General features: G+C 52.7%; 6 protein-coding genes and 1 other annotated feature. Of the genes, 3 read left to right on the forward strand and 3 right to left on the reverse strand.

Annotated features, from left to right (window positions below):
• Positions 1 to 420: 420 nt before the first annotated feature.
• Positions 421 to 2,481 (forward strand): 1,4-alpha-glucan branching protein GlgB, encoded by a 2,061-nt coding sequence (gene glgB, locus K3T82_RS03255; protein WP_220192061.1) that lies wholly within the window; start codon positions 421 to 423, stop codon positions 2,479 to 2,481.
• Positions 2,482 to 2,567: 86 nt separating this feature from the next.
• Here glgB and K3T82_RS03260 read toward each other — a convergent pair whose 3' ends face one another.
• The 3 genes from K3T82_RS03260 to K3T82_RS03270 form a co-directional block, all read right to left on the reverse strand.
• Positions 2,568 to 3,554 carry an LOG family protein gene (locus tag K3T82_RS03260; RefSeq protein WP_236030978.1) on the reverse strand — a complete coding sequence of 329 codons (987 nt, stop codon included), beginning with the start codon at positions 3,552 to 3,554 and terminating at the stop codon, positions 2,568 to 2,570.
• Positions 3,555 to 3,976: 422 nt separating this feature from the next.
• Complete coding sequence (gene ileS / locus K3T82_RS03265; RefSeq protein WP_220192062.1) at positions 3,977 to 7,273, reverse strand: isoleucine--tRNA ligase; 3,297 nt, start codon at positions 7,271 to 7,273, stop codon at positions 3,977 to 3,979.
• Between the two features lie 50 nt (positions 7,274 to 7,323).
• On the reverse strand, positions 7,324 to 8,049 hold the full coding sequence (locus K3T82_RS03270) for an alanyl-tRNA editing protein (RefSeq protein ID WP_220192063.1): 726 nt from the start codon (positions 8,047 to 8,049) through the stop codon (positions 7,324 to 7,326).
• Between the two features lie 64 nt (positions 8,050 to 8,113).
• Positions 8,114 to 8,427, reverse strand: a binding site (T-box leader).
• 441 nt (positions 8,428 to 8,868) lie between these two features.
• Between K3T82_RS03270 and K3T82_RS03275 the strand changes: the two genes are divergently transcribed.
• Together K3T82_RS03275 and odhB are read left to right on the forward strand one after the other, a co-directional pair.
• Entirely contained in the window at positions 8,869 to 11,703 is a 2,835-nt protein-coding gene (locus tag K3T82_RS03275; protein ID WP_220192064.1) for a 2-oxoglutarate dehydrogenase E1 component, read from the forward strand.
• Positions 11,693 to 12,985 (forward strand): 2-oxoglutarate dehydrogenase complex dihydrolipoyllysine-residue succinyltransferase, encoded by a 1,293-nt coding sequence (gene odhB / locus K3T82_RS03280; protein WP_220192065.1) that lies wholly within the window; start codon positions 11,693 to 11,695, stop codon positions 12,983 to 12,985. Before K3T82_RS03275 ends, odhB begins: the two co-directional genes overlap by 11 nt.
• Positions 12,986 to 13,342: the final 357 nt, after the last annotated feature.

Here is a 13,342-nt window from a genome sequence, read left to right on the forward strand (position 1 = left end):
TTCAACCAGATTCGGGTTTGCTTAAGGGTTTCTCCGAAACCCAATGTCACGGACGCTCAGGTTTTCGAATAACAAACAAAACCCGCTTTGTTGAAAACACGCAAGAGCCGCCTCTTTGGTGTCACACATGGGATAAGAGTTCTCAGCGCTCAAGCGCTTGCCATTACGCGCAAAGATGGGTCCTGAAGCCCTACAATATCAATCGCCACAGGTCATCAGGGCATCTAAATGATTGCAATAAAATGTGATATAGTGAAGCTGAAAGGCGCTTATCACATTCTTGTGCCAAAAGGCGGGGAGAATCGTGCAAAACACAACACTTCCCTACACTCCGGGTTGGATAGACGCAATGAGTTTGTCCGATCTGTTATGCTAAAAATGTGTAACCGTTGAGATACTACTAAATAAGGACTTTCACGCATGTCAGTATCACACACATCTCAAACTCCAGAAGAGAAGCCACTCTCCTCCACTACAATAGAGCCGATGCAAGACGCGCCTTCTATCTTTAGCGATTTCGATCTCTATCTCTTTGGGCAAGGTACTCACTATCAAATCTATGAAAAGATGGGTGCGCACCCACGTACCGTTAATGGCATTCAGGGTGTCAACTTCGCGCTCTGGGCTCCCAATGCGCGAGCCGTCTCTGTGATTGGCGACTTTAACCAGTGGGACCGCAAAGCCACACCTATGCAATTGCGACATAATGACCTTGGGGTCTGGGAGTGCTTCGTTCCTGGTCTTTCAATTGGTACTCTTTATAAATATGCAATCTGCTCACGCTTCAATAACTATCATGTTGATAAAGCTGATCCATATGGCCTGAGCTTTGAGCTACGCCCCAATAACGCCAGTGTCGTCGCGAACATCTCCGACTACACCTGGCAGGATGCAGATTGGGTCGCGCAGCGAGAGCAACGACAAAAGTTGAACTCTCCAATATCTATCTACGAGGTACATCTTGGCTCCTGGCGACATATTCCTGAACGCCACCAGGAGGGGGCGGTCGAGGAAGATCGCTTTATGACATACCGTGAGCTAGCCGTAGCGCTAGCGGACTATGTCAAGAAGCTTGGCTTTACCCATATCGAACTTCTGCCAATCACCGAATATCCTTTCGACGGCTCCTGGGGCTACCAGGTCACTGGCTACTACGCGCCAACAAGTCGCTTCGGTCCACCAGAGGACTTCAAATACTTCGTCGATTACATGCATCAGCAAGGGATTGGCGTGATCCTGGACTGGGTTCCCTCACACTTTCCCAAAGATGGACATGCGCTGAGTTACTTCGATGGCACACATCTCTATGAGTACTCTGACTCGCGCAAAGGTGAGCACACAGGCTGGGGCACCTATGTCTTTGACTACGGACGTAGCGAGGTGCGTAACTTCCTGATTGGAAGTGCCCTCTTCTGGCTAAGCGAATATCATATAGATGGTCTACGTGTGGACGCGGTCGCTTCCATGCTCTACCTGGACTATATGCGCCCCGAGGGGCAGTGGATCACCAATCAGTATGGAGGGCGCGAGCACCTGGAAGCAGTAGACTTCTTACGCCAGTTTAACGAGGCTGTCTATAAGCATGTTCCAGGGGCAATCACCATCGCTGAGGAATCAACTTCCTGGCCCCTGGTCTCTCGTCCAACCTACGTTGGAGGTCTTGGTTTCTCCTTCAAGTGGAATATGGGCTGGATGCATGATATGTTGGAGTACGCGCATCTTGATCCCATTCATCGCCGCTACCACCACAACAATATCACATTCGCCTTGATGTACGCGTATAGCGAGAACTTCATTCTGCCTTTCTCACATGATGAGGTCGTGCATCTCAAGGGCTCTATGCTCACCAAAATGCCCGGCGATCTCTGGCAGCGTTTCGCGAACTTGCGCGCGCTCTATGGCTTCATGTGGGGCCATCCTGGAAAGAAGCTTCTCTTCATGGGTGGCGAATTCGGACAGTGGCACGAATGGAACTATAAAGAGAGCCTGGACTGGCACCTGCTCGATGCCCCCAGCGATCCACATCACATACAATTACAGGACTTTGTACGTGATCTCAACACCCTCTATCAGCGAGAGCCAGCCTTTAGCAGTCGCGACTACGAGGGGGAGGGCTTCTCCTGGATTGATTGTCACGACTCAGATAATAGCGTCATCTCCTTTATGCGTCGAGGCCACCGCGACGAGGAGACTTTGATATTCATCAGTAACTTTACACCGGTGCCGCGCTATGGGTACCGCGTTGGTGTGCCCCATCCGGGCGAATACTACGAGATCATCAATAGCGACGACCTGCGCTATGGCGGAAGCGGCATAATCAACGATCAGCCTATGCCCAGCGCTCCCCGCTTCTGGCAGTCCTGCCCGCATTCAATCCTGCTCACACTCCCTCCACTCAGCACAATTGTCCTCAAATGGCGTCCAGGTGAACAGGCTGATGTGACCAATGCTGCTACGGCCTCACAAGCTCCGGAAGAGTAACCGGCTATAGAGAAAACGCACAAGAGAGGTGCCAAGGCCTGAATAAAAGCTTTGGCACCTCTCTTGCTTAGAGTTTGTAGTTATGGCTAGCGAATCGACTTCTCGCGGTTGGGATCTTCCTTCTCAAGCTCTTGATTGCGCTCGTAGGCCTCGCACACAAGAGCACAAATTTCTTCGGGGTCATCCGAGAGACGCAAAAGATCGAGATCCTCCGGCGATACCTTCCCATCGGGGAGCATAGTATCATGAATCCAATTCATGAGACCGCTCCAATACCTGGAACCATAGAGGATAACCGGAAAGTTGCTCACCTTCTTGGTCTGAATAAGTGTGAGCGCCTCGAATAGCTCATCCATCGTACCGAAGCCACCGGGGAAGATGATGAACGCATTTGAGTACTTGACAAACATCGTCTTCCGCACGAAGAAGTAGCGAAACTCTAGATCAATATCCAGGTACTGGTTTGATGATTGCTCAAAAGGGAGTTCGATATTGCAGCCAATAGAGACATTCTCGCCCATTTGTGCGCCTTTATTCGCGGCCTCCATCACCCCCGGGCCGCCACCAGTGATGATGCCAAAGCCCGCCCGCGCCAGCAAGCGCGCAGTTTCGCTCACGGCATGATACACAGGATCACCTGGTTGTGTACGCGCTGAACCAAAGATGGCAACCGAAGGAGGAATATGGGCGAGAGCATCAAAGCCATTGATGAACTCGCTGGTAATGCGCATAACGCGCCAGGGATCGGTAATGGTAAAGTCAAAGTTGACGGCACGCTCATAGGCATGCTCTTCCTGGCGAACACGCTCACGTGGGAGAGGTTCAGTGGGTTTTATCAGGGGTTGTGTAGGACGCCGTAGGAGACGTTCGTCTTCGGTCTCTGGCCTTCCCTTCCCACGAAGAGAGCGATAATGGTCAGCAGCCCTTTTATGTTGATTCTTCCTTTTAGAGGTTTCAGGAGCAGAAGTCCCGTTCGTCTGATAGTCTTCTGGTTGAGTGCTCTTATTCCCATTGTCTAGAGGATTATGGGCGCCTTGCTCGTCATCTCGGTATGAGGATTCTTTTCTATGCATAATACAAATCTCGTTTTCTGGCTACACCCCTTGGCTGTAACTCTGCAGCCATAGGCAGCCCGTACAGTATAGCATGAAACAGGAATAAAATCGATACCCCTGCACCGCTATTCTGCTTGTAATAGATACTTTTGCCATCACCAAAATACCGCAGCGTAGAAGATGGTAGTAACAGCACATCAATAATCTCTGCCATGCTTCATTCGCCATATATATGATAGAACCAACCGACCGGAATAGATACAGCAAAAGCTCGCTGGGAGTACTTTCATACCCACAAACATATACGTCCGTGTGTAACAAGGGTGACGCACTCATACAATTACACCTAAAAAAGAGTGGTTAAACAATTGTTTTCGCGAAAACAATTGTTTAACCACTCTTTTTTATCACGCGAGCAGCGACAAGCCCCTGGTTAGACGCTACTGCTTACCAAGGACAACCAGGACTGTGTACGATTCCAGCTTCTTCGCTTCGGTAGGTGCGATGGTCTCGCGATACATCTCGGGGAAAGAGGGCTTATCCTTTGCCTCACTCACCGAAATTAGCAGGTTGCTCGCCAGGGTTTCGGCCTGGATCTCATCAGAATAGTGGAGGATAATATTCGCCAAATCGGGATCAGCATAAAGGGCCAGGCCGATATGATCCTCAATGTTCAAACCAGCCTTCTTACGCATATCCTGAACGAAATGAGTCAGGTCTCGTACCAGACCCTCCTCACGCAATTGGGGCGTGATGGTAGTCTCTAACGCCGCGATATAGCCATGTTCCTCAGCGGTAACATAGCCTGGGCGAGCCGTTGAGATTACCTGCACCTCCTCAGGTGTAAGCGAAACCTGGGCATCACCAAAGGTCAGGTCGAGCTTTCCCTGGGTCTGAAGTGTCTGGGCCGCCTCCTGTGCCTCATGCTCACTTAGAGTCTTAAAATAGGCCAGGATCTTCTGTACAACCTGCCCATACTTGGGACCCAGAATCTTGACCTGCGGCCTGAGCGTATAAGCCAGCATTCGGCTATCGCTACGCATCATGCGCAGACTCTTAATATTCAGTTCCTCCAGCACTTGTTCTTTATGCCGCTGGAGCGCCTCTTCCTCTTCCTGGCTAGGCACGCGAACCTGAAGTGTCTTGAGTGGCTGACGTACACGGATTTGTGCCTTTTCACGCGCGGCACGTCCCAGGCCAACGATACGCATCACCAGGTGCGTCTCGCGAGCCAACTGCTCATCGATCAAGGCTTCCTGCGCCTGAGGCCAGTCGCAAAGATGCACGCTCAAGGGAGCCTGTGTATCTACACTACGAACCAGATTCTGATACAACTCTTCCGCGAGGAAGGGCATAAAAGGAGCCAGGAGCGTAACCAGTGTCGTCAGGCTCTCGTACAACGTCAGGAATGCGCCAAGCTTGTCGTCGTCCATCTCGGACTTCCAGATACGCTCGCGGCTACGGCGCAGATACCAATTAGAGAGGTCCTCTAGAAACTCCTGTACCGCCTCAGCGGGACGGTTCGTATCGTACTGCTCCAATCCCTGCGTCACTGTCTTAATCGTCGTATGCAGTTCCGAGATGATCCAACGATCCAACTCGCTACGCTTCTCGACAGCGAGGTGTTGTGTACCAGGATTGAAGCTATCGATGTTGGCGTAGGTGACAAAGAACCAGTACACATTCCAGATCTTGTCAAGTGTACGCCGGACCAACATCCACTTCTCGCTCAGACGAACGGGCAGGCCCGTGCGCTCCGACTTCTCCATCTCCTCTGGCGTGGGGATATTCGGGAAGTTCAGATTCTGCTCTGGCACATGGTTGCTAAAGAGCCAACGCATCGTATCCGAGCCGACTCGCTCGGCAGCCTCGTCAAAGACCACCAGATTGCCCTTGGACTTATGCATTGGCGTGCCATCTTCACCAAAGACGGTCGCATAGCCGAAGAGTTTCTGGAAGGGTGGTTTATTCTTGAGCACTGTACTCATGACCAGCATCGAATAGAACCAGTTGCGGAACTGACCTGGAAACGACTCAGTCACGAATTCAGCAGGGAACCACTCCTGCCAGTAGGCGTTATCAGTCAGGTAGTGAAGTGTCGAATAGGGAACAATACCCGCATCCAGCCAGGGATTCCCCACATCCTTAACGCGTGAAACCTCAGCCCCACACTGCGCGCAACTAATCTTCACCGCGTCAACATAGGGTCGATGCGGCGTGTGCCCCTCAAAATCCTCCCAGCCGGACACAGCTCGCTCGCGCAACTCCTCTTTGCTACCAATCACCTCGAAATGTCCACACGCGGCGCAATCGAAGATTGGCAGAGCCAGGCCCCAGTAGCGCTTCTTCGAGATCATCCAATCATCCATATTGCGCAGCCAGTCCATCTCACGGTCATAGCCCCACGCAGGCATCCAGGTGATCTGCTTCACGACCTCCATGATTTCCTGGCGCAACTGATCCATTGAGATAAACCACTCATCGACGAGACGGAAGATCAATTCTGTCTTACAGCGCCAGCAAGTGGGATAGCGATGCTTGTAATTCTGGGGTCGATAGAGCAGGCCCTTCTGCGTGAGATTCTCCGCGACCTGCTGCGCCACACTAGCCGCGCTCTGGCCCGTGAGCCAGTCGAAGCCGTCTATGTACACGCCAAACTCATCGACGGGTGCAATGATTGGCAGGCCGAATTCCTTACCCAACAGGAAGTCTTCATGTCCACAACCAGGCGCGGTATGTACGATACCAGTACCCTCACTGGCATTGACATCCTTACCCGGCACCACCTTGTGCTCGATGCCCTGTACTGCTGGCAATTCATCGAAAGGCCCGCGATATCTCCAGCCCACCATGTCATGCCCCTTGAGCGTCTCAGTCACACGATAGTCACCCTTATCGCGTCCCTTGAGGGCCTTGAGGACGGGAAGCAATTGCTCCGCGAGATAATAGTATTCGCCATCCTGCTCCACACGCACATAATTCAGGTCTGGATGGACCGCCGCAGCGACATTCGCCGCCAGAGTCCAGGGCGTTGTGGTCCAGGCAAGCAGATATTCGCCTGGCTTATCAATGAGCGGGAAACGCACATACAGGCTCAGGTGCGTCAGTTCTTTATAGCCTTCTGACTCCATCTCCATGTTAGAGAGGCCCGTAGCACAGCGTGGGCACCAGGGCATCACATCGTGACCTTTATAGATCAAGCCCCGCTCATGGCACTGCTTTAGAAAGTGCCAGATAGTGTAGTTGTTTTCGTCAGAGAGCGTGTAATAGTCGTTGCCCCAATCCATCCAGTAGCCCAGACGCACCGACTGGTCGCTCTGCACCTGCGCGAATTTGAAGACTCGCTCCTTACAACGCGCCACAAACTCAGCGATGCCATAGGCCTCAATATCGCGCTTGGTCTGCAAGCCCAGCGACTTCTCAACCTCAACCTCAACCCAAAGTCCCTGGCAATCGAAACCATTCTGATAGCGCTGTTTATAGCCCTGCATGGTCTTGAAGCGCTGATAGAGGTCTTTATAGGTGCGGCCCCAGGCATGATGCACACCCATGGGATTGTTCGCGGTGATTGGACCATCCAGGAAGGAATAGCGTTTCGTACTCTGCTCATTCCTCTTTAGATATTGCTGGCGTACAGCATGCTCATCCCACCATTGCTGGATAGAGCGCTCCAGGGCGGGATAATTGACGCGATCCGCCGTCATCACCGGACGAAAGACCGTAGATGAAACTGACACAGTAACCTCCTCTGCACCAAAACCGTCTATGTATACAAAGCCGGGAGCGATCAAAGTGCATCCTTGAGCACAATCTCCAGGCGTTTATTCAATCTACCTTTGTTCTCACTACGCATAATCTGGACTCCGCCGATCTCGCGTGTATGATTGACCAGTGTACCGTTATCAGTCTGAAGATCGAAGCCCACTATATCGACCATACGTATCTCTTCCAGATGCGGCGGGAGCAGGTTCATCTTGGCGCGCACCAGCCCCGAAAGCGCGTATGCCTTCTCGCGAGGCAGCATATACGTATGAATTGGATGATCAGCCTCGATGACCGCGTTAACCCGTTGCTCTAACTCGACAATACGATCCTTCTCCAGATACTCCATCGCAAAATCCATTCGAGCGCGATCAGGATAGATCTGCCCACCAGATACCTGGACGCCAAATTCCCTCCAGATAACACTACAGAGCAGCAAAAAAGCCGTATGTGTGCGCATAGAACGATAGCGAAAATTCCAATCGATAGTCTCAGTGACCTCGGTGCCACTGTGTGGCGGGAGATAGTCAAGCGTATGCCAGACAACGCCATTGCGATTGCTGATCGCAATGATGTGAGACTGGTAGGCACTTTGATCCCAGCTCAGCGTTCCCCTGTCAGCCATCTGACCACCGCCACCAGGGTAGAAGATAGTGGCATCTAGCGCAACCTCGTCGCCAGATACAGCAACAACTTTCGCCGAGCACTCATACGTATAGCTATTTGTTTGATACAGTAGCTTCGTCTTCACCCTTCTGTGCTCCTGTTATTGTTAAAAACCCCCAAAAAATCCCAATAAAAAACCCCTCGTCCTGCACAGGGACGAGAGGGAACTCCCGCGGTACCACCCTTATTAGCCAGACGACGTAGTGAAGTAACGTACTGACTCACTCGGTTTCGCGTATTCCGTACACGACTCCAGCCATTGAGCGGCGCACAGGATTACGACCTTCATGGTAACGGGAAGGGTCCGGCCTGATCTACAAAAGGTCACGCTCAAGATGAGGGTGCCTCTTTCGACAGGCGGCTCAGGAGTGATATTCGGCGAACCGCTCTGTGCCTGGTCGCACCATATCCAGGCTCTCTGCGACAGAAGTGGTTTGCGTACTGGCTCCTTCAAGGCCTCTATGTGACTCACATCATGCAAGTATCTGGCGATATATATAGTCAGTATATCCACCAGTGGATATGCATCTCTCTGTAGAGAATTCTAGCCAGTCGTATTTACCTCAGACATAATGCCCGTTTTGACGAAAAGTGACGATGATAGATGGTTATTCGTAGAAAAAGTAATGAATCATCGCCCACACATAAGCGGCAATGTGAGGCCGAAAAGTCCGGGGTTTGTCATATACCCGGTTCGCCTGGCGGTGTGTCTCTTCAAAATCAGGTGATTGCGACAGAGAGAGCCAACCCTAAACGGTTTGAAGTATTGTAAAGCTATGATACCATAGAGGGTGGTAGAATACAATGCCAAGACTTTCGACACAAGGGGCCGGCTCAACGATGAGACACATTGGGGTGTGGGCAGCAATGCCAGGCGTTTTGTGTCAACGAAAAAGGAATACCCATGCACGACCTGGAAACGTTCTATGGACCTAATGCTGGTTACGTTCTCGAACTTTATGAACGCTATCAACAGAATCCAGCATCAATAGATGAGGCCACCAGGGCCATCTTTGATTCCTGGTCTTCCTCTGAGCAGCCTGTGACGTCCGTTCCATCCGCTAACCGCGTCGTGGCTTCCCAGTCTCAAGATCAAGAGCACAATGTTTCGCATATTGTCGCCGCCTATTCGTTGGCTCAGGCGATCCGCGAACGAGGACATCTCGGCGCGCACCTGGACCCGCTGGGCAGCGAACCACCAGGAGATCCCGCTCTACTCTCTGCGACCTATGACCTGAGCGATGAAGACCTGGCCCAATTGCCGCCCGATGTCATTGGTGGACATTCCGCCGAAGGGGCCGCGAATGCCCTGGAAGCGATCAATGCTCTTCGCGCTATGTATTCGGGCTCGATCAGTTATGAATTTGATCAGGTCAAAAGCCCGGATGAGCGTGGCTGGCTACGTGATGCCGTGGGCTTGCATCTCTATCATCGCCAACCTTCGCCCGCTGAGGCCCGTCGCCTACTCAAGCGCATGACAGAGGTTGAAGCCTTTGAGCGCTATCTTCACCAGACTTTTACCGCACAAAAGCGCTTCTCTATAGAAGGTACCGATATCCTGGTACCCATGATAGATGAGATTATCTCCGCCGCCGTGGACTCGGAGACTCGCAATGTCATTATCGGCATGGCTCACCGTGGGCGCCTGAACGTGATGGCCCATGTACTGGAAAAGAGCTATGCCGCGATTTTCTCTGAATTCGCGCACGCTCGCCATGAAGAAGGCACACCTCTCACGGATAGCTTTGGCTATGGCTGGACGGGTGACGTGAAATACCACCTGGGAGCCGAGCACTTGCTTGGCGAAGGCGCATCGGTCGATCTGAAGGTTATCCTGGCTCCCAATCCCAGCCACCTGGAGTTCGTCAATCCTGTCATCGAAGGCATGGCCCGAGCCGAACAGGAGATTCGCGCCCTACGTGGCTCTCCCCTGCTAGACGTCGATCATACCTTGCCAATCCAGATTCACGGGGATGCGGCCTTCCCTGGCGAAGGCGTCGTAGCCGAGACGCTCAACCTTTGGCACCTACGTGGCTACTGGGTGGGAGGTACCATCCATATTATTGTCAACAATCAGCTTGGCTTCACAACTGATCCCGAATCCTCACGCTCAACGCTCTTCGCAAGCGACATGGCAAAAGGCTTTGGCATACCCATCATCCACGTCAATGCCGATGATCCCTATGCCTGTCTGACCGCTGTCCGTATCGCGCACGCCTATCGCGACCGCTTCCATAAAGATGTGCTAGTCGACCTGATTGGCTATCGTCGCTGGGGCCATAACGAAGGAGATGAACCAGCCTTTACACAGCCACAAATGTACGAGATCATTCGCAGCCATCCAACCGTGCGCGAACTCTTTGCCAAGCGTTTAGACACTGATGGTGTACTCCCTCTGGATGAAGCCCAGAGCCTATGGGAGGAGGAGTTTAGCTTACTAGAGCAGGCCAAACGTGAGGCAGACAATGGCGCGGTGAAGATTGAACGGGTAGAGATCGAGCGCAAGCAGGAAGCCTATCCGATTGATATTCAGGTCCCCCGTCTGAGTGCCGAACAACTGAATCTCTATAATGAAGAACTCTTGAACTGGCCGAAGAGCTTTCACCCACACCCTAAGCTAGAACGCATCCTCCAGCGGCGCGCCAATGCGCTTGGGCCAGATGGTGGGATTGACTGGGGACAGGCCGAGGCTCTGGCCTTTGCCTCTATTCTCTCCGAAGGGACGCCCATTCGCCTGACAGGTCAGGACTCAGAACGTGGCACCTTCAATCACCGGCATGCGGTCCTGCATAGTAAACAAGGACATATGACCTTCCTCCCGCTGCAACGCCTCTCCACCGCTCGCGCTTCCTTTACCGTCTTCAACAGCCCATTGAGTGAGGTTGCCCCTCTGGGCTATGAATATGGATATAGCGTCCAGGCTCCCGAGACGCTGATACTCTGGGAGGCTCAGTATGGTGACTTCTCAAATGTCGCACAGGTGATAACAGATCAATTTATTGCCTCGGGCCGCGCCAAATGGCGGCAGGACTCATCACTTATCATGCTTCTCCCTCATGGCTACGAAGGCAATGGGCCAGATCATTCGAGCGCACGCCTTGAACGTTATCTGCAACTCTCGGCCGAGGACAACTGGCGCATCGCCAACTGCTCGACAGCGGCACAATACTTTCATCTGCTCCGCCTGCAGGCTTACTTACTTTCGCGGTATCCACGCCCACTCATCATTATGACGCCTAAGAGCTTGCTGCGTCATCCTCTCGCCTCCTCACGCTTGAGCGATTTGACAGAGGGGAGTTTCCAGCCAGTCATAGATGACCCACGCGCCAGCCAGAAGCGCGAGCCTGTACGCAGAGTGGTTTTATGTAGCGGTAAGATCTCAATCGACTTGCTTTCACATGAGAGCCGCATGCACAATGAGGATACCGCCATTATACGTGTGGAACTGCTCTATCCCTTCCCCAAAAGGTCTTTGAAGAAGATACTTGAGGGATATCCAAATGCCAAGGAATTCCTTTGGGTGCAGGAAGAGCCACATAACATGGGGGCCTGGGCCTATATCGCGCCCCACCTCAAAAAACTGCTGGGAGAGAATGTTGACGTTCGCGTCATCGCGCGCCCCGACCGCTCCAGCCCGGCTGCTGGCTTCTGGGATATCCATAGCGCCGAACAAGAGCAGCTCATCGCGGAAGCCGCGGGTATATCAATAAAACAGACCGGAGGGAAACATGTCCGCTGAGATTCGTGTACCGACCCTGGGAGAATCGCTCGTCGATGCTACCATCGCTAACTGGTTAAAGAAAGAGGGCGAAAGCGTCCGCCAAGGCGAGACACTGGCTGAGCTTGAGACCGATAAAATTAACGTTGAGGTGAACGCCGATCAGGATGGCGTATTGCAGAAGATCGTCAAGCAGACGGGTGATACCGTCTCGGTTGGCGAAGTTATCGGCATACTTGGCGAACAAGCAGCTGCAGCCGTCAAGCCGTCAAGCAACGGCACTAGCACAGCCGAAGCGCCCAGGCCCAAATCCGGAACGATGACCGAGCGCACTCCATCTCAGCCACTGACCGCCTCGGTAGAATCACAGCGCCCTCCTTCTCCACTCGCGCGCCGAATTGCCGCCGAGTACAACGTTGATATCTCGCAGGTCAAAGGGAGCAGTCCTCATGGTCGCGTGACCCGGGAGGATGTCATCAATTACATGGAGCAGAACACAGGGGAGATGAAAGCGATCAAGGTCCCGCAGGAGCCTCAGCCCCAGGCGGCCCCTGCGGCTCCACGCCTACAGGCCCCTGCGCCCCAACCTGTAGCCGACGCATCGGGACGCGAAGAGCGTGTGCGCATGTCACGCCGCCGCCAGACCATCGCCCAGCGGCTGGTCAATGTGCAGCAAACAGCAGCCATGCTCACCACCTTCAACGAGGTCGATATGAGCGCGATCATGGAGGTGCGCGCTCGCCGCAAGGACGCATTCAAGGAGCGGCATAACGTCTCACTTGGCTTCATGTCCTTCTTCACAAAGGCTGTAGTCGGGGCCCTAAAGGCATTCCCTCGCCTGAACGCCGAGATCCAGGGCAATGAGATGGTCATCAAGCACTACTACGATATCGGAATCGCGGTCGGCGCGGATGAGGGTCTGGTTGTCCCAGTTGTACGGGATGCGGATCGAAAGTCCTTCGCTGAAATAGAGCGTGAAATCGCAGATCTCGCACGCCGCGCACGCGCTAATACTCTCTCGCTGGGAGATCTACAAGGAGGCACCTTCACGATCACTAACGGAGGCATCTTTGGCTCAATGCTCTCGACTCCCATTCTTAATGGTCCACAAGTTGGAATCCTGGGCATGCACAAGATTGAGCAGCGTCCTATCGCACTCAATGGCGAGGTAGTCATCCGTCCGATGATGTATGTCGCGCTCTCATACGACCACCGCATCGTCGATGGTAGCGAGGCAGTACGCTTCCTGGTAAAGATCAAAGAACTGATAGAGGACCCCGAAGCACTTCTACTTGAAGGTTAGGAACAACTTTAGGGCTACTAGAACGTTATCTTTGTGAGCGTACTTTTCTGTGCGTAAATCTCAGAAGCAAAGTGGGTGTGCTGAGCTTTGTGGTTATCACCACCAGCAGGCGCACCCGCTTCTTCCTTGGCTCGCACAGTACAATACATCAGCATTGACAACGTTGACCAAATCCTTGAGGCTTTTTTGATTTTCCTCGACAGGGAACGTTTCACTCTGTATAATCAAGTAGAAACCGTCACACCGCCATGCATCAAGATAATACACTTTGAGCGGGTTTTGTGTGTAAGAGTTTTTATTTAAAAGATAAACAATTTCTGTCGGGCAAAGCATGTTACCTCTTTGCGACTACGTACC

The sequence above is a fragment of the Ktedonospora formicarum genome (assembly GCF_016587355.1).
Classification (GTDB): Bacteria; Chloroflexota; Ktedonobacteria; order Ktedonobacterales; family Ktedonobacteraceae; genus Ktedonobacter; species Ktedonobacter formicarum.

What these genes read in the sequence shown, in the direction of transcription:
- K3T82_RS03275 (WP_220192064.1), top strand. Translation starts at nt 8,869, where the DNA reads ATGCACGACCTGGAAACGTTCTATGGACCTAATGCTGGTTACGTTCTC.
- glgB (WP_220192061.1), top strand. Translation starts at nt 421, where the DNA reads ATGTCAGTATCACACACATCTCAAACTCCAGAAGAGAAGCCACTCTCC.
- K3T82_RS03260 (WP_236030978.1), bottom strand. Translation starts at nt 3,554, where the DNA reads ATGCATAGAAAAGAATCCTCATACCGAGATGACGAGCAAGGCGCCCAT.
- odhB (WP_220192065.1), top strand. Translation starts at nt 11,693, where the DNA reads ATGTCCGCTGAGATTCGTGTACCGACCCTGGGAGAATCGCTCGTCGAT.